General features: G+C 72.5%; 20 protein-coding genes. 13 read left to right on the top strand and 7 right to left on the bottom strand.

The genetic code is table 11. The features are described from left to right. Positions 1–34 precede the first annotated feature (34 nt). Complete coding sequence (locus ACZ7CH_RS00440; protein ID WP_470372878.1) at positions 35–799, bottom strand: DUF2470 domain-containing protein; 765 nt, start codon at positions 797–799, stop codon at positions 35–37. Between the two features lie 78 nt (positions 800–877). Between ACZ7CH_RS00440 and ACZ7CH_RS00435 the strand changes: the two genes are divergently transcribed. Together ACZ7CH_RS00435 and ACZ7CH_RS00430 are read left to right on the top strand one after the other, a co-directional pair. After that, complete coding sequence (locus ACZ7CH_RS00435) at positions 878–1,342, top strand: hypothetical protein (protein WP_360397002.1); 465 nt, start codon at positions 878–880, stop codon at positions 1,340–1,342. Next, a complete protein-coding gene (locus ACZ7CH_RS00430) occupies positions 1,339–1,791 on the top strand; it encodes a hypothetical protein (protein ID WP_360397001.1) in 453 nt (150 codons plus the stop codon). The genes ACZ7CH_RS00435 and ACZ7CH_RS00430 overlap by 4 nt, the downstream gene beginning before the upstream one ends. A 4-nt stretch (positions 1,792–1,795) precedes the next feature. Here the strand turns inward: ACZ7CH_RS00430 and ACZ7CH_RS00425 are convergent, their stop codons facing one another. Genes ACZ7CH_RS00425 through ACZ7CH_RS00410 form a run of 4 tightly spaced genes read right to left on the bottom strand, consistent with a single transcriptional unit; the run spans position 1,796 to position 5,590 of the window. Continuing rightward, a complete protein-coding gene (locus ACZ7CH_RS00425; RefSeq protein WP_458429784.1) occupies positions 1,796–2,938 on the bottom strand; it encodes a VWA domain-containing protein in 1,143 nt (380 codons plus the stop codon). Continuing rightward, the gene (locus tag ACZ7CH_RS00420; protein ID WP_360396999.1) at positions 2,935–3,567 is read right to left on the bottom strand and encodes an IclR family transcriptional regulator; all 633 of its coding nucleotides are present in this window, start codon (positions 3,565–3,567) and stop codon (positions 2,935–2,937) included. Before ACZ7CH_RS00420 ends, ACZ7CH_RS00425 begins: the two co-directional genes overlap by 4 nt. Continuing rightward, positions 3,567–4,730, bottom strand: a complete 1,164-nt coding sequence (locus ACZ7CH_RS00415; RefSeq protein WP_470372877.1) for a fumarylacetoacetate hydrolase family protein — start codon at positions 4,728–4,730, stop codon at positions 3,567–3,569. Before ACZ7CH_RS00415 ends, ACZ7CH_RS00420 begins: the two co-directional genes overlap by 1 nt. Continuing rightward, positions 4,727–5,590: a hypothetical protein gene (locus ACZ7CH_RS00410; protein WP_458429782.1), complete on the bottom strand. Its 864-nt coding sequence runs from the start codon at positions 5,588–5,590 to the stop codon at positions 4,727–4,729. The genes ACZ7CH_RS00415 and ACZ7CH_RS00410 overlap by 4 nt, the downstream gene beginning before the upstream one ends. A gap of 70 nt (positions 5,591–5,660) precedes the next feature. On the opposite strand from ACZ7CH_RS00410, the gene ACZ7CH_RS00405 reads away from it, so the two are divergent. Genes ACZ7CH_RS00405 through ACZ7CH_RS00375 form a run of 7 tightly spaced genes read left to right on the top strand, consistent with a single transcriptional unit; the run spans position 5,661 to position 13,478 of the window. Continuing rightward, positions 5,661–6,833 carry a homogentisate 1,2-dioxygenase gene (locus tag ACZ7CH_RS00405; protein ID WP_470372876.1) on the top strand — a complete coding sequence of 391 codons (1,173 nt, stop codon included), beginning with the start codon at positions 5,661–5,663 and terminating at the stop codon, positions 6,831–6,833. A gap of 33 nt (positions 6,834–6,866) precedes the next feature. Then, a complete protein-coding gene (locus ACZ7CH_RS00400; RefSeq protein WP_470372875.1) occupies positions 6,867–8,030 on the top strand; it encodes an SWIM zinc finger family protein in 1,164 nt (387 codons plus the stop codon). Then, complete coding sequence (locus tag ACZ7CH_RS00395) at positions 8,027–8,677, top strand: hypothetical protein (protein WP_470372874.1); 651 nt, start codon at positions 8,027–8,029, stop codon at positions 8,675–8,677. The genes ACZ7CH_RS00400 and ACZ7CH_RS00395 overlap by 4 nt, the downstream gene beginning before the upstream one ends. Next, positions 8,674–10,098: a DUF5691 domain-containing protein gene (locus ACZ7CH_RS00390; protein ID WP_470372873.1), complete on the top strand. Its 1,425-nt coding sequence runs from the start codon at positions 8,674–8,676 to the stop codon at positions 10,096–10,098. Before ACZ7CH_RS00395 ends, ACZ7CH_RS00390 begins: the two co-directional genes overlap by 4 nt. Further along, positions 10,095–11,180 carry an ATP-binding protein gene (locus tag ACZ7CH_RS00385; protein WP_470372872.1) on the top strand — a complete coding sequence of 362 codons (1,086 nt, stop codon included), beginning with the start codon at positions 10,095–10,097 and terminating at the stop codon, positions 11,178–11,180. The genes ACZ7CH_RS00390 and ACZ7CH_RS00385 overlap by 4 nt, the downstream gene beginning before the upstream one ends. Then, positions 11,173–13,305, top strand: a complete 2,133-nt coding sequence (locus ACZ7CH_RS00380) for a DUF5682 family protein (RefSeq protein WP_360396991.1) — start codon at positions 11,173–11,175, stop codon at positions 13,303–13,305. The genes ACZ7CH_RS00385 and ACZ7CH_RS00380 overlap by 8 nt, the downstream gene beginning before the upstream one ends. A 29-nt stretch (positions 13,306–13,334) precedes the next feature. After that, positions 13,335–13,478 (top strand): hypothetical protein, encoded by a 144-nt coding sequence (locus ACZ7CH_RS00375; RefSeq protein ID WP_360396990.1) that lies wholly within the window; start codon positions 13,335–13,337, stop codon positions 13,476–13,478. A gap of 11 nt (positions 13,479–13,489) precedes the next feature. On the opposite strand, the gene ACZ7CH_RS00370 is transcribed toward ACZ7CH_RS00375, so the two are convergent. Then, on the bottom strand, positions 13,490–13,840 hold the full coding sequence (locus ACZ7CH_RS00370) for a cupin domain-containing protein (RefSeq protein ID WP_360396989.1): 351 nt from the start codon (positions 13,838–13,840) through the stop codon (positions 13,490–13,492). A 76-nt stretch (positions 13,841–13,916) separates the two neighbouring features. On the opposite strand from ACZ7CH_RS00370, the gene ACZ7CH_RS00365 reads away from it, so the two are divergent. Then, positions 13,917–14,366: a MarR family winged helix-turn-helix transcriptional regulator gene (locus ACZ7CH_RS00365; RefSeq protein ID WP_470369712.1), complete on the top strand. Its 450-nt coding sequence runs from the start codon at positions 13,917–13,919 to the stop codon at positions 14,364–14,366. A 1-nt stretch (position 14,367) separates the two neighbouring features. On the opposite strand, the gene ACZ7CH_RS00360 is transcribed toward ACZ7CH_RS00365, so the two are convergent. Next, positions 14,368–14,946: a TMEM165/GDT1 family protein gene (locus tag ACZ7CH_RS00360; RefSeq protein WP_360397106.1), complete on the bottom strand. Its 579-nt coding sequence runs from the start codon at positions 14,944–14,946 to the stop codon at positions 14,368–14,370. 330 nt (positions 14,947–15,276) lie between these two features. On the opposite strand from ACZ7CH_RS00360, the gene ACZ7CH_RS00355 reads away from it, so the two are divergent. The 3 genes from ACZ7CH_RS00355 to cydD are packed head-to-tail and all read left to right on the top strand — an operon-like array spanning position 15,277 to position 20,771. Further along, the gene (locus tag ACZ7CH_RS00355; RefSeq protein ID WP_360396987.1) at positions 15,277–16,731 is read left to right on the top strand and encodes a cytochrome ubiquinol oxidase subunit I; all 1,455 of its coding nucleotides are present in this window, start codon (positions 15,277–15,279) and stop codon (positions 16,729–16,731) included. Positions 16,732–16,743: 12 nt separating this feature from the next. Then, positions 16,744–17,715, top strand: a complete 972-nt coding sequence (cydB, locus tag ACZ7CH_RS00350; protein ID WP_470372871.1) for a cytochrome d ubiquinol oxidase subunit II — start codon at positions 16,744–16,746, stop codon at positions 17,713–17,715. After that, positions 17,715–20,771: a thiol reductant ABC exporter subunit CydD gene (gene cydD / locus ACZ7CH_RS00345; RefSeq protein WP_470372870.1), complete on the top strand. Its 3,057-nt coding sequence runs from the start codon at positions 17,715–17,717 to the stop codon at positions 20,769–20,771. Before cydB ends, cydD begins: the two co-directional genes overlap by 1 nt.

Genomic DNA, 20,771 nt, shown 5'->3' with positions numbered 1-20,771 from the left:
AGGTTCGGTCACCCGGCTGACGCTACCTCGGTGATCAGCGCTGGGAGAGGAACGGGCAACCCATCAGGCGGCGCAGCTCGGCGGCGAGCTCGGCCGGCGTGCTGACCGGCCTGGAGAACGCGATCCGCACGTCGTGGTCGTCGCACTCCGCCTCGACCCGCAGCCGCAGCCCGAACCGGTCGAGCCCGAGCGGCCGCACGTGCCCGTTCCGCAGCTCCTCCGGCAGGTGGCGGGCCAGCTGGCCGACGACGTCGCGGTGGGCGGCCTCCAGGTGGCGCAGCCAGTGGTCCTCGTTGCCGCAGAACGGGTCCGGTGTCGCGCTCGCGAACTGCTCCGGCCGCACCGACGACGTGCCCTCGGCGTCCGCGATCACCAGCGAGGCGGGCGTCAGCCGCAGCACCGCGGCACCGTGACCCGCGTCGAGCAGCCGGTGGTCGGCCCGCACGTCGGCGACCGCGAGTACCTCGTCGCGCGCCTCCTGGCCGTCGAGCGCGGTGACCCAGCCGGTGAGCCACAGCAGGCCGCGCACGGGCTCGCGCAACGCCACCGGCGCCTGGTCGGCGATCTCCAGCATCGCCGTCACCTCGGCGCGCGGGGCCTGCCACAGCTGACCGACCAGCGGGTGCTCGTCGGCCAGCAGCAGGATCGCGGTGCCGCACGGGTGGACGTGGTGGAACAGCGGACTGGTCCGCGTTCCCGCCTGGGGGAGCAGCGCGGCGCTGCCACCGCGAGCGGCGATCGTGCGCGCGCGCTCGGCGGCATGCGGGGCCGGCGGGCGCCTTGTCTGGGTGTCGGTCACCGCTGCACCTCCTCGAAGGTTAGGCAAGCCTAACTTAGCCGTGCTCGTCCTGGGAAGCGTCACCTGTACGGTGGACAGGTGGTCGTGCCCAACAAGCCGTCCACCGAGGTGACGGCGCTCGATGACCAGTGGACCCGGCACTGCGTCGACCGGGCGAGCCGCCGTGCCCTGGTGTGGACCGTCCTGGCCGGTGCGGCCTTCGTCCTCCAGTTCGTCCTGGTGCTCACGTGGTCGTGGTCGTCGCCCGTGGCGCTGCTGCTGCTCTTCTTCGCGGCAGTCGTGCTCTGGCGGGTGACACGCCGTCGACCGGTGCGTTTACCGGAAGGCGAACCGTGGCATTTCGCTCGTGCGGAGTGGGAAGGAGGGCGTCTGGTCGTGATGGGGTCACCGCCTCTCTTGCTGACCGTGCACGTCGGTCCGTTCCTGCGCGGGCGGATCGCGCGGCACAAGCGCGTCTGGTTCGTCCCGCCGGACGCGGCCGGCAACACCGTCGTCACCTTCCGGGGAGTTCCCCAGCTCATCCCTGCGCGCGTGCACACATGATGCTCGGGACGTGGAGCGACACCTGCCTCGCGCGAGCCGACCGCCGCGCGGTCGGGCACATCCTGTTCGGGGTCGCGGTCTTCTGCGGCGTGCTGTGGGTCGACTGGATCTGGCTCACCGTGCTGTCCGTACCGGTCGTGCTGGAGCTCGCCGCACCCGGCCTGCGGCACTTCTTCCAGCGCCGCGGCACGCGCCAGCTCATCGAGCGCTTCCCGTGGCGGCAGGTCGGGGTGCGGTTCGTGCCCGGCAAGCGCATCGGGCGACAGGCCTACCTGCGCGTCGACGGCTCGGAGAACGACCTGCGGCTGCCCGAGATCCCTGAACGCGCCCGCGTCCTGGTCCGGCACACCGGCCGGATCTGGGTCGCCGGACCGGACGAGCGCGGCCGGGTCGTGGCGATGACCCGCGGTCTCGCGTTCCTGGTGCGCGGCCGGGTCGTGGACCGCTAGCGGGCTAACGGCCCGTCGCGATGCCCTCGGACTCCGCCCACTGCGTGAGGTCGTCCTTGCGCAGCGCCGCCGCCAGCAGCTCCGGGAACTTGTCCGGCGTGCAGGCGAAGGCGGGCGCTCCCAGCGCCGACAGCTTCGCCGCCAGGTCGTGGTCGTAGGCCGGGGTGCCGCTGTCGCTCAACGCCAGCAGGTTCACCACCGTGACACCGCTCGCGACCAGCTCGCGCACCCGGCGCTGCAGCTCGGTCTCCGACCCGCCCTCGTACAGGTCGCTGATGATCACCACTACCGTGTCCGTCGGTCTGCGGACCTGCGTCTGCGCGTACGCGACCGCGCGGTTGATGTCCGTGCCGCCGCCCAGCTGCGCGGAGAACAGCAGGTCCACCGGGTCGTGCAGCAGGTCGGTGAGGTCCGCGACCTCGGTGTCGAACACGACGAGCCGCGTGGAGACCGAGCGGATCGAGGCGAGCGCCGAACCGAGGACGGCGGCGTGCACCAGCGAGTCCGCCATCGAACCCGACTGGTCGACCAGCAGGACCACGTCCCGCATCGCCGCGGCCCGGCTGCGCCTGCGGTGGCCGATCAGGTCCTCGACGACCACCGTCCGGTGCTGCGGCTGGTAGTTCTTCAGGTTCGCCTTGATCGTGGTCGCCCAGTCGACGTCCGGCAGCTGCGGCCGGTGCGTGCGCTTCGACCGGTCCACGGCACCCCGCACGGCCTCGACGAGCCGGTCGGCGATCCGGCGCTCGATGTCCTCGACCACCTTGCGGACCACGGCCTTCGCGGTGTCGCGGGTGCGGGCCGGGATCGCGCGGGAGAGCTGCAGCAGCGTGCTCACCAGGTGCACGTCCGGTTCGACGGACTCCAGCAGCTCCGGTTCGAGCAGCAGCTGGCGCAGGCCGAGCTTCTCGACCGCGTCCCGCTGCATGACCTGGACGACCGAGGTGGGGAAGTACCTGCGGACGTCGCCGAGCCACCGGTGCAGCTGCGGCGAGCTGGCGCCCAGACCCGCACCGCGGTCACCGCCGCCGCCGTAGAGACCGGTCAGCGCGCCGTCGCGGCGTTCGTCGTCACCGTCGAGCTGGGCCACGTCCTCGGCGCTCGGTCCCAGCAGCAGACGCCACCGCCGCAGGCGCTCCTCGGTCATTTGAGAGCGGCCGCCACTTCTTCGGCCGCACGCACGACATGAGGGCCCACGACGTCCGCGTCGAGCTTCTCCAGCGCCACCACACCCACGGACGCCCGCAGGCCCGGTACGCCCCGCACGGGCGCCGCGACGCCGTACGCGTTCGGTTGCAGCTCACCCGCAGAGACGACCCACAGCTCGCCCGGCTGCGAGATGGCCTTGCCGGCCGCCCCGCGGTGCACCGGGTGGCGGGAACCCACCCGGTACGCCACGTGGAAAGCGGTCCACGACGGTTCGACGACGGCGACGGCCTGCGCCTCACCGCCGTCGGCGACGGTCAGGTGCGCGGTGGCGCCGACCTTCTCCGCGAGCTCGCGCAGCGCCGGGTTCGCCGCCATCCGCAGCTGCGGCAGCACGTTCGCCGCGAGCCGCAGCACGCCCAGGCCCAGCCGGACCTTGGACCCCTCGCGGCGCACGAGCCCGCGCGCCTGCAGGGGCACCAGGAGCCGGTAGACGGCCGCCCTGGAGGCGCCGATGGCCGTGGCGAGCTCGGAGATCGAAGGAGCCTCCGACTCCGCCTCCGCGACAGCCTGGAGGAGCGCCAGACCCCGTTCCAGGGTCAGCGAGCTCTCCTTCGTCGCTCCGACCATCACGCACTCCGAACTGTGCCCACCACCTCGGCGAGACCGACCACCGAACCTCCCTCGCCGGGCGCCGTCGCGGTCAGCCTGACCGTGTCGCCGTCCTCCAGGAACGTCCGCGTGGAGCCGTCGTCGAGCTTGAACGGTTCCTTGCCGCCCCAGCTCAGTTCCAGGAACGAGCCGCGTTCGTCCTTCTCCGGCCCGGAGACCGTGCCGGAGGCGAACAGATCACCTGGGCGCACGGTAGCCCCGTTCACCGTCATGTGGGCGAGTTGTTGCACAAACGACCAAGACATCTCGCGGAACGGCGGCCGCGCGACGATCGTGTCGTTCAGCTCGACCGTGATGGTGATGTCCAGACCCCACGGCTGGTCGCAGGTCAGGTAGTCGTGCAGCTTGTTCGGCAGCGGCGGGGTCGGCACCCGTGCCACCGAGAACGCCTCCAGCGGCGTGATCCAAGCACCGATCGACGTGGCGAACGACTTGGCCAGGAACGGGCCGAGCGGCTGGTACTCCCATGCCTGGATGTCGCGCGCCGACCAGTCGTTGACCAGCGCGACGCCGAAGACGTGCTCGGCCGCGCGGCTGGTCGACACGTTCGCCGCCTGCGGGCCACCGCAGACGAACCCGACCTCGGCCTCGATGTCGAGCCGTTCGGACGGGCCGAACTTCGGGCCGTCGCTGCCGCGCTTCTGGCCGTTCGGGCGCTTGATGTCCGTGCCGGAGACGTACACCGTGCCCGCGCGGCCGTGGTAGCCGATCGGCAGGTGCGTCCAGTTCGGCGTGAGCGGGTCGCCGTCGGGGCGGAACATCCGGCCGACGTTCTCCGCGTGGTGCATGGAGCTGTAGAAGTCCACGTAGTCGCCGACCGTGAACGGCAGCTTCGCGGTGTCGATGGGCACGAGCTCCGCACCCTTCGGGGCGGACGTCCCCCTGACGATCTCGCGCAGCTTCGCGCGCAGCGCGCTCCAGACCGGACGGCCGGCCTTGAGCAGGTCGTCGAGCGAGTCGCCCTGGACGTACTCGCTGCACTTGCCGAGCCCGAGCGTCTTCAGCAGCAACGCCTGGTCGCCCACGCGCACGGCGACACCGTCGGCCACCACGCCGTAGGGCAGGGTCTGCGGGCCGAACGGCTGGTCCTCGGTGAAGTTCGGGTCGCTGATCCAGCTCACAGCAGTCCCAGCTCCTCGAGGTCGGAGACCGGCTCGGAGAGCGAGCACGAGCCGTAGCTCGCGAAGACGCCGCGGACCGCGTGGGCGGCCTGGTCGCTCAGCGCCTTGGCCTCGGCGGTGAGCGCCGCGGCGTCGGTGCTCGCCAGCGCCTCGCGCACGTCCCGGCCGCTCAGCGATCGGGCCGTGGCGACGAGGAGGTTCAGGAAGCCGTGGTGGGTGAAGCCCTGCTCGTCGGTGTAGCGGACGGCCCGGTGCAGGCCGGCGGTCGCCTTGAACGCGACCCCGCCACCGCTGACGACGGACAGGAAGTCACCGACCTCCTCGACGCTCGGGAAGTTCTCCTGGCTCAGCCCGCCGCAGCGGAGCTTGGGCCAGCTGCCGTGCTCGATGACCCTGCGCACGCCGTCGAGCCACTCTGGCCCGCCGCGCCGGGGTTCCACGACGCGGATGACGTCCTCGGGGACGAACTCCGACACGCGTTCGAGCCACACCTCGTCCACATCGGACGGTGCGGGCATCTCGACCATGCGCAGGGCGAGCAGCTCACTGCGCGACTCGACGATCGACACGGCCTTCGGCACGCCGCCGAGGCCGGTGTCGATCACGAGGCTCAGTGCGATCGGTTTGGGGGGCTTGACCTTGATCAGCTCGGTGATCAGCTCGGCGAGCCGGGAGGCCGGGCACAGGAAGAGACCCATGACGCCAGACCACTCGCCGACTCGTCCGTCGAGGTGACCGCGCACCGCGTCGGGCATCGACGCGTTCCCCGGAGGGAACAGCGCGGCATCGTCCACAAGCCTCGCGAGCAGGGGCGGAGTACCGCGCGGACCGGGCGCACGGAGTTCGACAGCGCTTGACACGGCTGACACGCTAGCCGGGTATCGGTAAGTGAACAAAGATGTCCGATAGTCGAACGCCCGGAGAGACGTCATGGCCTACTACCGCCAGGTCGGGGAGATCCCCCGAAAGCGCCACACCCAGTTCCGCAAACCGGACGGTGGGCTCTACGCGGAAGAGCTGATGGGGGTCGAGGGTTTCTCCGCCGACTCGGCGCTGCTCTACCACCGGTACCTGCCCACGGCGATCGTCAACGCGGAGACCGTGAAGGACGAGCGCGGGACCGTGGCGCCGAACCTGCCGTTGAAGCCGCGGCACTTCAAGACGCAGGACCTGACCTGGGCCTCCGACGAGGTCGACGCGGTGACCGGGCGGCGCCGGCTGTTCCACAACCCCGACGTGACCATCGGCTTCGTCCGCGCCTCCGCGCCGTCGCCGTTGTACCGCAACGCCTCCGGTGACGAGCTGCTGTACGTGCAGTCCGGGTCCGGCGTCGTCGAGACGATCTACGGCGCGCTGGAGGTGGGCGACGGCGACTACGTCGTCATCCCGACCTCGTGCACCTACCGGGTCGTGCCGTCGGAGCCGATGTCGTTGCTGGTGCTGGAGGCGACCGGGCACATCGGGCCGCCCAAGCGCTACCTGTCGAAGGCCGGGCAGTTCCTGGAGCACTCGCCCTACTGCGAGCGCGACATCCGCGGGCCCGTCGAGCCGCTGCTGGTCGAGGGCACCGACGTGGACGTGCTCGTGCGGCACCGCGCCGGACTGACCAGGTTCACCTACGCCAACCACCCGTTCGACGTCGTCGGCTGGGACGGGCACCTGTACCCGTGGGCGTTCAACATCCGCGACTTCGAACCGATCACCGGCCGCGTGCACCAGCCGCCGCCCGTGCACCAGACGTTCGAGGGACCGAACTTCGTCGTGTGCTCGTTCTGCCCGCGCAAGGTCGACTACCACCCGCTGGCCGTTCCGGTGCCCTACAACCACGCGAACGTCGACTCGGACGAGCTGATGTTCTACGTGGGCGGCAACTACGAGGCCCGCAAGGGCTCGGGGATCGGCATCGGCTCGATGTCGCTGCACCCGTCCGGCTGCACGCACGGGCCGCAGCCGGGAGCGGTCGAGGCGTCCCTGGGCGTCGACTACTTCGACGAGACCGCGGTCATGATCGACACGTTCCGCCCGCTGGAGCTCGGCGAGGCCGCGGAGTCGTGCGAGGACCCGGCCTACGCGTGGACGTGGGCACGTCGGGGTCCGGCCTGATTTTTTGTCGGGGGTGCTCGCTAGTTTGGTCGGGTGAGGACACGTGCCGTTCCGACGCGCTGGCAGGGCCTGGGCAAGGCCCTGCCGGTGCTGTGGGGGCTGTACACCGGCTCCGGCTCCGTGCCGTACCGCGTGTGCGTCGACCTCGCGGCGGGGTCGGCGAAGTGCACGTGCCCGTCGCGGAAGTTCCCGTGCAAGCACGCGGTGGGGTTGCAGGAGCTGGACCTGCCCGACGCGCTGCCGCCCGAGTGGGTCGAGGAGTGGACCGCCCGCCGCGCCACCCGTGAGCTGGACGCCTCACCGGAGGCCGTCGCACGGCGGGTCCGCGCGCGGGAGAAGACGGCGGCGAACCGGGCCGCCGCGATGTCGTCCGGGATCGACGGCCTGCGCGACTGGCTGCTGGACGTCACCTCCGCGGGGATCGCGTCGCTGCCGGGCCGCCCCGCGTCGTGGTGGCAGGCGTTCACCGCGCGCATGATCGACGCGCAGGTCCCCGGCGTGGCCGCGGCGGTGGGCGAGATCCACGAGATCGTGGCCCGCTCGGGCCCGTCGTGGACCTCGGACGTCGCCGACCGGCTGGGCGGCCTGCACCTGCTGTGCGCCGTGCAGCCGCGGTCGCGCCTCGGCGTGACGGTGCCGGAGGAGACCGTGCGGTCCGGACCCGGTTGGTCCGACCGCTGGGTGGCGCTGCTGCGCCTCGACACCGACGACGGCCGGGTCCGGACCGTCCGGCAGTGGTGCTGGGGCCGTCAGACGGGCCGCTGGGTGGTCGCAATCCGCCATTCCGCGGTGGGTGCGCCGGTTCCGCTGCTGCCGCACGGCCTGGAGTCGTCTGCCGAGGTGCACCCGTACCCCGGCTCGGACCGCGTGGCGCTGGGGGAGCTGGCCGGTTCCCGCGCGCCGGACCCGGTGCCGGCGCCGCCGTCGTGGCGGACGTCCCTGGCCTCCCTGGAACCGATGCTGCTGGCCGACCCGTGGCAGCGCCTGTTCCCGCTGGGCTGCGCCTCGGTGCGCCTCTGCGGCAGCTCCCTCGCCGACCCCTCCGGCCACGCGCTGCCGGTCCGCGACGACACCGGCCTGGACATGGCGCTGGCGTTGACCGGCGGCGAGCCGTTCGACGCGTGGGGCCTGTGGGACGGCCACGTGCTGCGGCTGGGCGCGATCGCGGTGGACGGCCGCCTGGAGGTGGTGGCATGACCTCGCCGCCGCCCCGGGTTCCACGGCCGCTGGTGGCCGCGACTGCGCTGGCGCGCGCCCGTTCCGGTGGGCTCGCCGCCGTGCCGCCGACCCGGCCCCTGAGGCGCGCCCCACGGCCGCCGGTAGCCGCCGCTGCGCTGGCCTCCGCCCGTTCCGGCGGGCTCGCCGCTGTGCTGCCGTACGCCCGCCTCGGCATGCCCGCCGCCGTGCTGTCGTACGCCCGCCTCGGCATGCCCGCCGCCGCGCCCGTCCCGCACCACCCCGGCCAGATCGTCATGGCTGCCTCGCCGCACCTCGTCGACGGCCTCGCCGCCCCTCCGACGCTCCGCGCCCGCCACCTCGGCTCCGCGCCGCGTCGCGACCCGCGCGTCGACCACCTCGGTTCCGCGCTGCGCCGCCACCACCCGAGCCCCGCGCCTGGTGCCCACCACCTCGGTTCCGCGCCGCGCGCCCACCCCGGCCCCGCCGCGCGCCACCACCACCCGAGCCCCGCGCCCGGCGTCCGCCACTCCGGCCCCGCGCCACGCCCCCACCCCGGCCCCGCCGCGCGCCACCACCACCCAAGCCCCGCGCCGCGCCCCCACCGCGCCACCCGCCGCCCCCACACCCCCGCACACCCCCACCCCACCCCGGAGGTGGCCGCGTGAAGGCCGACTGGTCCGCCGCGGTCCAGAACCTCCTCCTCGGCACGGCCAGGGGCGGCGGCGACCCCGCCGAGCTGCTCTCCGACTGCGCCGCCCTCGGCGTGGCCGCGTTCGGTGCCACCCTGCCGCCCGAGACGTCCGCCGACCCGCTCCCGCCCGCCCCGCGGGAGACCGCCGCCTTCCCCAGGCCGGCTGCCAAGGCCGTCCTCGAAGCGATCATGAGCCTTGACGACGAGGTGCTGCTGACCGAGTGGTGCGCGCTGGCCAAGGCCGGCGGCGTCGTGGCGGAGCACCGGATGCTCCCGGCGCTGCTCGCCCTCGGCACCGCGCGCCCCGGCCTGCGGGCCGCCGTGGTCGAGGTGCTGGGCACGCGCGGCCGCTGGCTCGCGAACACCCGTCCCGGCTGGGCCTGGGCCAGCGGAGCGGCACCGCTCGTCGACGAGGTGCCGCTCGACGAGGTCCTCGACCTGCCCAGCGCCCAACGGGTCCGTGCGCTGCGCCGCAAGCGCAAGGCGGATCCGGCCGGGGTCGGCGCGTTCATCGCGGCGGAGTTCGCGGCCTCTCCCCGCGCGGCCGACCGGCAGGTGCTGGTCAGCGCGCTGGAGACCGGTCTGAACGAGCAGGACGAGCGGCTGCTCGAAGCGGCGCTCGACGACAAGGCCGCCGCCGTGCACGACGAGGCCCTCCGGCTCCTGCGGAAGCTGGGGCGGACGCGTCTCGCCGCCCGCGCCGCCCACCGGCTGCGCCACGGCCTGCGCCTCACCGCGGACGGACTCGACGTCCGGCCCGACGGGCTGTGGACCGGGCCGGCCGGTCCAGCGGAGCTGCGCGACCTCATGCGCGACGGGTCCGAGAAGGGCGTGGGCGGGCGCATCCGGGCCGCGGCCGCGAGCGTGCCGCCGTCGTACTGGACCTCGACGCTCAAGGCCGACGACGCCAGGGCCGCCGGCATCCTGCGGAGGGGGCCCTGGGCCGCCGCGTTGCTCAGGGGAGTGGCCGACCAGCTCGCCGCCGCGCAGGACCCGCGACCGTGGGCCGTTGCCGCCGCCGAGACGCTGACCGGCATGGAGCAGCTCGAGATGCTGGCGGCGTTGCCGGCCGAGGTGGCCGAGCAGGCGGTCGTGGCCGTGTCGAAGAACTGGCACTACGACCTGCTCGACCACGCCTGCTCCCAGCTGCCGGCGCCCTGGTCGCCGGAGACCACCAGGGCGCTGCTGCACCGCTACGCCGCGCTGCCCGACCCGCGCTGGCGGTCCGGCAGACCGCCCAACGTGCTGCTGGCCAGGGGTGACGCGGACCTGCTCGGCGCCAGCTGGGAGGCTCTGACCCGTCGCTGGCCGGAGAGCTCGCTGGAGCTGGAGGTCCTCGGGCTCCGGATCCGCTTGCGCGAATCGTTCGCACCACCGATCCAGGAGGCACCGTGACCGCCGTGCTCAGGCCGACGGCCGAACAGCAGTACGCCGCCGAGCTGGCTGCCGTCGCGGCCCACGACGACCGCGAGAAGCCGCCGAACTGGCGGTTGTCGCCCCAGGCGGTGGTCACCTACGTCCTCGGCGGCACGCTTCCCGACGGCACGGTCATCAGCCCGAAGTACGTCGGCGCGCGGAGGCTGGTCGAGGTCGCGGTCGGCACCCTGGTCACCGACCGCGCGCTGCTCCTGGTGGGGGTGCCGGGCACGGCCAAGTCGTGGCTGAGCGAGCACCTCGCCGCCGCCGTCAGCGGTGACAGCACCCTCGTGGTGCAGGGGACCGCGGGCACGAGTGAGGACCAGGTCCGCTACGGCTGGAACTACGCGCGGCTCATCGCAGAAGGCCCCAGCCACAACGCCCTGGTGCCCAGCCCGGTCCTCAGGGGCATGCAGCAGGGGGCGGTGGTCCGGGTCGAGGAGCTGACCCGCATGCCGTCGGAGGTCCAGGACTCGTTCATCACAGTGCTGTCGGAGAAGTCGCTGCCGGTGCCGGAGCTCAACACGCAGGTGCAGGCGGTGCCGGGCTTCACGGTCATCGCCACGGCCAACGACCGCGACCGCGGCGTCAACCAGATGTCGTCGGCCCTCGCGCGCCGGTTCAACACCGTCGTCCTCCCGCCGCCCGCGACCGAGGACGCCGAGGTCGAGATCGTCATCACCAGGGCCCAGCAGCTCGGCAGGGCGTTGCAGCTGCCCGCCGAGCCGCCGGCGCTCGACGAGGTGCGCAGGGTGGTGCGGATCTTCCGCGAGCTGCGCAACGGGTCCACCGTGGACGGCCGGACCCAGCTGAAGAAGCCCAGCGGCAGCCTGTCCACGGCGGAGGCCATCTCGGTCGTCGCCAACGGCATGGCGCTGGCCGGGCACTTCGGCGACGGCACGCTCGGGGCTGACGAGCTCGCCAACGGCCTGATCGGCGCCGTCATCAAGGACCGCGTGTCGGACGCGACCGTGTGGCAGGAGTACGTGGAGACCGTGCTCAAGGAGCGGGCCGAGTGGCGTGACCTCTACCGGGCCTGCCTGGACGCCGGCGGTGAGTGAGCCGGTCCTCCTCGGCATCCGGCACCACGGGCCCGGCTCTGCCCGCATGGTCCGGCGGGCGCTGGAGCAGACGCGGCCCGCGCTGATCCTGGTCGAGGGGCCGCCGGAGGCGGACGCGCTGCTGGAGCACGTCCACGCGCTCACGCCGCCGGTCGCGGTCCTGCTGCACGACGAGGCGGAGCCGGAGAACGCCGCGTTCTGGCCGTTCGCGGAGTTCTCGCCGGAGTGGCAGGCGTTGCGGTACGCCGACGCGAACGGGGTCGGGGTGCGGTTCTTCGACCTGCCGGCGGCCGCGTCGATCGGGGACGACGGGCCCAGCGGCACCGTCGACCCCATTGGGCTGCTGGCGGAGGCCGCCGGGTTCGACGACCCCGAGCGGTGGTGGGAGGACGTCGTCGAGCACAGCGCCACGGACCCGCTCGACCTCGCCGCGGCCATCAGCGAGGCGATGGTGGCGGTGCGCGGCGAGTTCGAGGGCGAGGTCGGCGAACGCACGTTGCGCAGGGAAGCGTTCATGCGGCAGACGATCCGCAAGGCGCGCAAGCAAACCGACGGGCCGATCGTCGTCGTCTGCGGTGCATGGCACGTGCCGGCGTTGTTGCAGAAACCGACGGTCGCGCACGACACGGCGTTGTTGAAGGGCTTGCGGCGCAGGAAGATCAGCGGCACGTGGGTGCCGTGGAGCCACGGTCAGCTGGCCGCGGAGTCCGGCTACGGCGCGGGGGTCGACTCGCCCGGCTGGTACGCGCACCTGTGGCAGCACCAGGAGGACGTGGTGCCGCGGTGGTTCGCCAAGGCGGCCGCGGTGCTCAGGGAAGAGGACCTGCCGGCGTCCACGGCGAGCGCGGTGGAGGCGGTCCGGCTCGCGGAAACCCTTGCGGCGCTGCGGGAACGGCCGTCCGCCGGGTTGAGCGAGGTCACCGAGGCCGCGCTGGCCGTGCTGTGCGGCGGCGACGAGGTCCCGCTCAAGCTCGTCCACCGCAAGCTCGTCGTCGGCGAACGCCTCGGCGAGGTCGGGGAAGCCGTCCCGCGGTCGCCGCTGGCGACGGATCTCCAGCGCCTGCAACGGAAACTTCGCCTGCCCGCCGACGTGCAGCCCAAGCAGCTCAAGCTCGACCTGCGCAAGGACACCGACCGCGAACGGTCGAAGCTCCTGCAGCGGCTGGAGGTCCTCGGCGTGCCGTGGGGGAAGCCGGACCGGTCGAACTCGCTCGGCACGTTCGCCGAGGTGTGGCAGCTGCGCTGGGACCCGGTGTTCGCGGTGTCCGTCGCGGTCGCCGCACGGCACGGCACGACCGTCCACACGGCAGCGGAGAACGTGCTGACCCAGGCCGCCGAGCAGGCGAGCCGGGTCGCCGAAGCCGCGGGAACGCTCGGCAAGGCCGTCGGATGCGAGCTGCCGGGTGCCGTCGCCGCCGCCCGGGACGCGCTCGACCGGTGCGCCGCGCTCGCCACCGACGCCCTCGAACTGCTCGCCGCCCTTCCCGACCTGGCGCGGACCGTCCGCTACGGCTCCGTCCGCGGCACCGACCCCGAACTGCTGCGCGTCGCCCTGCACGGCCTGCTGACCCGCGGCGCCGTCGGGTTGCCGCTGGCCTGCCGCAACGTCGACGACGAGACGGCGGAGCACGCGCTCGCCACTGTCGACGGCGCCCACGAGGCCACCCGGCTGGCCGCCGACGAGGAGCACCAGGCCACCTGGTGGCGGGCCCTGCACGCCCTGGTCAAGGCGGAGGCGCACGGCCTGCCCACCGGCCGCGCCACCCGCCTGTTGTGGGAGGCGGGGGAGCTGACCAGCGACGACGTCGCGGCGAAGCTGCACCGCTCGGTCGCGACGGCGTTCGTCGCCGGCTTCCTGCGCGGGTCGGCGACGCTGCTGGCGGCCGACCCGCGGCTGTTCGGGCTGATCGACGAGTGGCTGACCGGTCTGCGCGGTGACGCGTTCGACGACGCGCTGCCGCTGCTGCGCCGCGCCATCACCGACTTCACCCCGGCCGAGCGGCGGCTGCTCGGGGAACGGGTCGTCGCCGGTGCCGCGCCGCAGCCGGTGGCCGACGGCGAGTGGGACCTCGGCATCGCCGAACGTCTCGCCGCCCACGTCCGCGGCCTGCTGGCCCGAGTTTGACGATCTTCGAAACCGCGCACCCCAGCACCGTGACCGCACCTGACGAAGCCCGCCTCGACGAGTCCCAGCAGCTCATCGACGAGGCCAAGAAGATCGCCCACGACCTGCGCGAGACGACGCCCGACCCGGCTCCCGCCGAGCCGAAGACCGAGGAGGGCTCACCCGCGAACTGAGCGGCGCGGGGTCAGACCGACCACGGCGGCGTGATCGTCCGCCCGTCGGCCAGCGTCCCGGTGATGCCCACCGAGGTCGCCACGAGCACGCGCGCCGGTCCGCCGGTCAGCGCGAGCTCGGTGTCCGGCGGCACGACGACCGCGTCGCCGGGTCCCGCGGTCTGCCCCTGGATCGTCACGGACCCGGACAGCACGTAGAACACCTCCTCCTTGGACGCCCGGTGCGGCGTCCCGTCGCCCCCTTCCGGCACGTCGACCGTCCACAGCGCGATCTCCGCGCTGCCCGTCGACGGCGTCGCGAGCGACCTGAACACGAACCCGCCGAACTCGTGCCGAGCAGCGGAGTCCCCCGTAACCAGCAAGACAACCTCCAAAGTGGTCAACCAAGTTGTCTGACCTTAGAATATGGTCAACCAGGTTGTCTACTAGGAGTGCGCAATGGAACCCGTGCCCGTGCTGCTGGCGATGACGTACCGGGCCATGGGGGACCAGTTCCACGACCGCCTGCGCCAGATCGGCCTGGAGCCGCTGCGCCCCGCCCACGGCTACGTCTTCCGCTTCCTCGCCCAGCGCCGCGCCACGACCGTCGACATCGGCGCGCACCTCGGCGTCACGAAACAGGCGGCCGCGAAGATCGTCGCCGAGCTCGACGAGTGGGGTTACGTGCTGCGCGAACCGCACCCGACGGACAAACGCGCCCAGTACGTCACGCTGACCACGAAGGGCCGCGACTACCTGAAGTTCGCCGACGTCCTGTGGACCGACCTGGAGAACGAGATGGCGGAGGCGGTCGGCGCGGACACCGTCGCGACCGTCAAGGCGGGCCTCACCGCGTACCTGCAGCACGTGCACGGTGAGGACCAGCCCGGGTTGCGACCGGTGTGGTGACTCAGAAGACCTGCGTCAGGGCGATCACGCCGAACACCGCGAAGACCACGCCGGCCACCCGCTGGATCCAGTGCGTGGGCAGCCGGCCGGCGAGCTTGCGCCCGACCAGCACCGCGAGCCCCGCCACAGCGACCAGCGCGAGCCACGCCCCGAGGCCCACGGCGAGCGGGGCGCCGTAGCGTGCGGTGATGCCAGCGGTCGCGAGCTGCGACGCGTCACCCCACTCGGCCGCGAACAGCACGCCGAACGACGTCAGCGCGGCGCGCCAGAACGGCACGTCGGTGCGCGTCCCGGCCTCGTCGGCGGAGTCCTCCTCCTTCGAGAACCCCTCCTTGAGCAGCAGGAACGCACCCACGAGGAACAACGTGGCGACGATGCCCGCGACCAGCCGGTCGGGGAGCAGGGTGATCGCCGTCCCGAACGCCGCACCGACGACGGTCTGCACGGCGAAGGCCGCGATGACGCCCACGAACACCGGCCAGGCGCGGTAGCGCGTGGTCAGCACCAGGGTCGCGACCATGGTCTTGTCCGGGAGCTCGACGAGGAACACCACCGCGAAGGCGGTGAGGAACGCGAGCAGTGAGGTGGTCAAGAGGGTCCTCCACGTCCGAGTACGAACCCGGACGGAGGCGCAACAGACCCCGACCGGGCATGCTGCAAAGCCCGGCCGGAGGTCTCGTTCGCCCGTACAAGACGGGTGTGGCACCGGATCCGCTCGAAGGCGGATCAGTATGTCGATCACCACGCCACCGGCTGAACGCTCCGGTGGGAACTACTCCCCTCTGGCGCATCCATCCTAACCGACGCAGGTCACGCACGAGCGTGACCTCGCGCACGGGACCAAGGTCCCGAGCCGGGACGGGACCGTCGTACCTGATGAGAGCCGTGTCCGGTCCATACGCTCGATGACGTGGAAGTACTCGAACTCGCGCGGTGGCAGTTCGGCATCACCACCGTCTACCACTTTCTGATGGTGCCGTTGACGATCGGCCTGTCCCTGCTGGTCGCGGGGATGCAGACCGCGTGGGTGCGCACGGGCGACGAGCGCTACTACAAGATGACGAAGTTCTGGGGGAAGCTCCTCCTGATCAACTTCGCCATGGGCGTCGTCACGGGCATCGTGCAGGAGTTCCAGTTCGGCATGGCCTGGAGCGCCTACTCGCGGTTCGTGGGAGACGTGTTCGGCGCGCCGCTCGCGATGGAGGCGCTCGTCGCCTTCTTCGTCGAGTCGACCTTCCTCGGCCTGTGGATCTTCGGCTGGGACAAGCTGCCCAGGAAGGTCCACCTGGCCTGCGTGTGGGCGTTCAGCCTCGCGACCATGGCCAGCGCGTACTTCATCCTCGCGGCCAACTCGTGGATGCAGCACCCGGTCGGCGTCGAGATGCACGAGGGCAGGCCGCGGCTCACCTCGATCTGGGCGGTGCTGACCAACAACACCACCCTCGCCGCGTTCCCGCACACCATCGCGGGCGCGTTCGCCGTGGCCGGCGCGTTCCTCGTCGGCATCGCCGCCTGGCACCTGCACCGCAGGTCGGAGGAGGAGAAGGTCTGGCGCGGCTCGCTCAAGCTCGGCACCTGGGTCGGCGTGGTGGCGTTCACCGTGCTCGCGATCACCGGTGACCTCCAGGGCAAGCTGATGTTCGAGCAGCAGCCGATGAAGATGGCAGCGGCCGAGGCCCTGTGCCACACCGAGGAGCCGGCGGCGTTCAGCGTCTTCGCGATCGGCGACGTGACCAGGCCCGACTGCGAGAACGTCAAGAGCATCACCGTGCCCGCGCTGCTGAGCTTCTTGGCGCACAACGACTTCAACACCGAAGTCAAGGGCATCGAGGAGCTCGTCCCGATGTACCAGGAGCGCTACGGGGAGTTCTACCCCGTCGACGACCGGCTCGGTGAGCTCAGCGGCAAGCCGATCGACTACGTGCCCGCGCTTCCCGTGACGTACTGGGGCTTCCGCCTGATGATCGGCTTCGGCGCGATCTCGGCCGGTCTGGGCGTCTTCATGCTCTGGCTGACCCGCAAGAACCGGACGCCCACCGGCTGGTGGTTCCCGGCTCTCGGCCTCGCCGGCATCGTGACCCCGTTCCTGGCCAACAGCTTCGGCTGGATCTTCACCGAGATGGGCAGGCAGCCGTTCGTGGTGGTGCCGAACCCGTCCGGGGTGGACGGTGTCTGGATGTTCACCGCGCAGGCGGTCAGCAACAGCCGGCCCGGCGAGATCCTGACCTCGCTCATCGCGCTCACCGCGGTCTACAGCGTGCTGGCGGTCGTGGAGGTCTACCTGATCCGCAAGTACGTCAGAGGCGGTGTTCCCGGCGTACTGCCCCAGAAGTCCGACGACGGCGCCCTGGCGTTCGCGTACTAGGGGAGGGACGACGTGGAAACGCTCTGGTTCGTGCTCATCGCCGTGCTGTGGCTCGGCTACCTGTTCCTCGAAGGCTTCGACTTCGGCGTCGGCATGCTGCTGCCCGTCCTCGGGCGCACCAACGCCGAACGCCGAGTCATGATCAACACCATCGGGCCGGTCTGGGACGGCAACGAGGTGTGGCTCATCACCGCGATCGGTGCCACGTTCGCGGCCTTCCCGGGCTGGTATGCGGCGCTGCTCAGCGCCGCATACCTGCCCCTCACGCTGTTCCTCGTCGCGCTGATCGGGCGCGGTGTCGCGTTCGACTACCGCGGCAAGGTCGACAACCCGCGCTGGCGCAAGGCGTGGGACGTCACGATCGTCGCCGGCTCGTGGATCGCGACCCTGTGCGTCGGCCTGCTGATCTCGACGACGGTGCTGGGCCTGCCGCTCGACGAGAACGGCGACCGGGTCGGCTCGGCGTTCGCGGCGATCCGGTTCGACACCGTGCTCGGCGCGCTCGCGTTCGCCGGTTACGCGCTGGTCCACGGCGCCGTGTTCACCGCGCTCAAGACCGAGGGCGAGATCCGCGAACGGGCCCGCCGCGTCGCCCTGACGCTCTCGCCGGTCGCCCTGCTGCCGCTGGTCGCGCTGCTCGCGGTCGTGGCGGGGGTGTGGGCGGGCCTGGTCGTGCTGGTGCTGGCCGCGGCGATGTGGCGGCTGCTGCACAACCGCGACGGCCAGTCGTTCGCGCTGATGGGGCTCGCCATCGCGGCCAGCGTCGTGATCCTGTTCGGCTCGCTGTACCCGGCCGTGCTGCCGTCGACGCTGAACGACGCGTGGTCGCTGACCATCGCCAACACCGCGTCGAGCCCGTACACGTTGAAGGTCATGACGTGGGTGGCGGCGTTCGGCACGCCCGCCGTGCTCGTCTACCAGGGCTGGACCTACTGGGTGTTCCGCAAGCGCATCGGCGTGCGGCACATCCCGGCGGCGCACTGATGAAGCGCGGCCCGCTGGGAGCGCTGCCCCAGCTCTCGAAGAACGCCCGGCGCGCCCTCGTCGGGGTGGGCGCGCTGGCGTTCTTCAACTCCCTCGCGCTCGTCGCCCAGGCCGTCGCGCTCGCGTCGGTGATCACGACCCGCGAGGGCCTCCCGCTGCTGGCCGGCGCGATCATCGCCCGCGCGGCGCTGTCGTGGGCGACCGAGAGCGCCGCCGCCCGCGCGGCCGCCGGTGCCAAGGAGGAGCTGCGCACCCGGCTGCTGGCCAGTGCGTTCGACCGCGGTCCCGGCTGGATCGCCGACCGCGGCACCGCCGAGCTGTCGGTGCTCGCGACGAAGGGCCTCGACGCGCTCGACGCGTACTTCACCCGCTACCTGCCCGCGCTGGTCACCGCCGCGGTCGTGCCGCCGCTGGCCGGTGCCTGGATCCTCTTCACCGACTGGCCGTCGGCCGTCCTGATCGCCATCACGGTCCCGCTGATCCCGGTCTTCGCCGCCCTGATCGGCTGGTACACCGAGAAGCGGGTCCAGAAGGCGGCCGACGTCACCGAGCTGCTCTCCGCCCAGCTGCTCGAACTGCTGCGCGCGCTGCCGGTGCTCACCGTGTTCGGGCGCGCGAAGCAGCAGGCCGCCGCGGTCCGCCAGATCGGTGACCAGCACCGCAGGGCCACGATGGGCACGCTGCGGATCGCGTTCCTCAGCGCCCTCGTCCTGGAGATCGCCGCCTCGCTGTCGGTCGCGCTGATCGCCGTCGGCGTCGGCGTCCGCCTCGTCCACGGCGACATGACCCTGATGACCGCGCTGGTCGTGCTGATCCTCGCCCCGGAGTGCTACCTCCCCCTCCGCGCCGCCGGCGCCGCCCACCACGCCAGCGAGGACGGCCTTGAGTCCGTCCGCCGCGTAGCCGCCATCGTCGACAACGACAGTCACGCGGGGGCCCCGCGTTCCCCTTGGGGGCACGCGGGGCCCCCGCGTGCGCTAGGAGAGTACGAAAGCTCCCCGCGTGCACTTGGCGGGCGGGTACATGTCGACAATTTGCGGGTGTTGCGGCGTGGGGGGTTCGCGCCGGACGGGGTGAGTTTTGAGGTGAAGGCCGGGGAGATTCACAGGCTGGCGGGGGCGAGTGGGGCGGGGAAGTCGACGACGTTCCAGGTGTTGCTCGGGTTCGTGGAACCGACGGACGGGGCGGTGCGGGTCGAGGGCGAGATCGCGTACGTGCCGCAGCGGCCCGCGTTCGCCGCCGCCACGCCCCGCGCCGAGCTGGAGCTGACGGTGCCGAGCGCGGAGGACGTTGAGGAGGTCGCCGATGAGGTGGTGGCCACGCACCTGCTCGACCGCCGCATCACCGACCTCTCGACCGGTGAACGCCAACGCGTCGCAGTCGCGCGCGCCCTGCTGAGGGTCCGCCACGGCGCCACGGTGCTGCTGCTCGACGAACCGACCGCTCACCTCGACCCGGTGACAAGTCGCAAAGTCGACAAAGCGATCAAGAAGGCCAGTGGGACCGCGGCCGTCGTCCTCGCCTCGCACCGGGACAAGGAGGCGACGGAGGAGGAGACGTTCGCCAAGGTCGTCACGGAGGAGACGCAGCGGGAACGCCCGAAGCGCCTGCCGATCCCGTGGAAGGGCGCCCTGCTGGGCGTCGCCGCGGCCGCCGCCGGCATCGCGCTGACCGCCCTGGCCGCGCACCTGATCGCCCGCGCCGCCGAGATGCCGCCGATCCTGACGCTGACGGTGCTGACCGTGGGCGTGCGGACGTTCGCGTTGAGCAAAGGCCTGCTCCGCTACCTCGAACGCCTGGTCACCCACCACGAGGCGTTCCAGCTCGCCACCAACCTCCGCGCCGAGCTGTGGCTTCGGCTCGTGCGCACGCAGCGGCGTGATGGCCTGCAACGGCTCGTGGACGACACGGACACCGTTCGCGACCTCGTGCCGCGGGTGCTCGTGCCGCCGGTCGTCGCCATCGGTGCCGGCATCGCGACCACGGTCCTGTTCGCGTTCATCGACCCGGCGGCCGCCCTCACGCTCGGCGGCCTGCTGCTCGCGGCCGGGCTCGCCGCACCGGCCGTCGCCGTGTGGACCGAGCGCAGGGCCAGCACCAAGCTCGCCCGCGGCCGCCGCAAGGTCGCGACCGACACGATCAACGCCCTCACCGCCGCACCGGACCTCATCGCCCACGACGCCCACCACCGGCTGCTCGCGCAACTGCACGCCGAGGACGCCGAGCTCGCGCGGCAGACCCGCAGGCAAGCGTTTGGCACCGGCGCCGCCACGGCGATCGTGCTGCTCGCGACCGGTGCGGCCGCCCTGCTCTGCGCCACGACCGGCAACCCGGTCCTCGGCCTGGTCCCGCTCGCGCTCGCCGAGCCGCTGGCCGCCCTGCCGCTCGCCGCCCAGCAGCGCAGGGCCCTGCGGGAAGCCAGCGCGCGACTCCAGTTCGACGCGCCGGAGCGGCCGGAGCCCAGGCGCGGCAAGCGGATCCGGCTGGAGAACGTCGACGTCCGCTGGCCCGGCGCGACCGAGCCGACGCTGCGCGACCTGCACCTCAACGTCGAGCCCGGCACGCATGTCGCGATCGTCGGACCGTCGGGTGCCGGCAAGTCGACGCTGTTCGCGCTGCTCCTGGGCTTCCTGCCACCGGAGCGCGGCATCGTGGAGCTGCCCCGCGCGACCTGGTGCCCGCAGGAGCCGATGCTGGTCAGCACCACGGTCCGGGAGAACCTGCGGATGTCGGGCCCGCACGACGACGAGCAGCTCAGGGACGCGCTGCGGAGGGCGTGCCTGCCCGAGTGGACCGACCGGCTCGACACCGTCATCCGGCCCGACCAGGTCAGCGGCGGCGAGGCGCAGCGGCTGGCGCTCGCCAGGGCGTTGCTGCACGACGCCGACGTGGTCCTGCTCGACGAGCCCACCGCCCACCTCGACGAACCGACCGCCCGCAAGGTGCTGGAGGAGCTGCGGCGCGACGGCAGGACGGTCCTGCACATCACCCACCGCCCCGACGAGGCTGCGCGGGCGGACCTCGTGCTGGACCTCGGCACCCCCGCCTACCGTTGA

This window comes from Lentzea sp. NPDC037011 (assembly GCF_055607425.1).
Note: the sequence above shows the minus strand (reverse complement) of the source record. Positions and strands in the feature narration are given on the sequence as shown.

Coding starts and splice junctions, on each gene's coding strand:
- ACZ7CH_RS00420 (WP_360396999.1), bottom strand. CDS start 3,567: ATGGTCGGAGCGACGAAGGAGAGCTCGCTGACCCTGGAACGGGGTCTG.
- ACZ7CH_RS00395 (WP_470372874.1), top strand. CDS start 8,027: ATGACCTCGCCGCCGCCCCGGGTTCCACGGCCGCTGGTGGCCGCGACT.
- ACZ7CH_RS00365 (WP_470369712.1), top strand. CDS start 13,917: ATGGAACCCGTGCCCGTGCTGCTGGCGATGACGTACCGGGCCATGGGG.
- ACZ7CH_RS00430 (WP_360397001.1), top strand. CDS start 1,339: ATGATGCTCGGGACGTGGAGCGACACCTGCCTCGCGCGAGCCGACCGC.
- ACZ7CH_RS00425 (WP_458429784.1), bottom strand. CDS start 2,938: ATGACCGAGGAGCGCCTGCGGCGGTGGCGTCTGCTGCTGGGACCGAGC.
- cydD (WP_470372870.1), top strand. CDS start 17,715: ATGAAGCGCGGCCCGCTGGGAGCGCTGCCCCAGCTCTCGAAGAACGCC.
- ACZ7CH_RS00405 (WP_470372876.1), top strand. CDS start 5,661: ATGGCCTACTACCGCCAGGTCGGGGAGATCCCCCGAAAGCGCCACACC.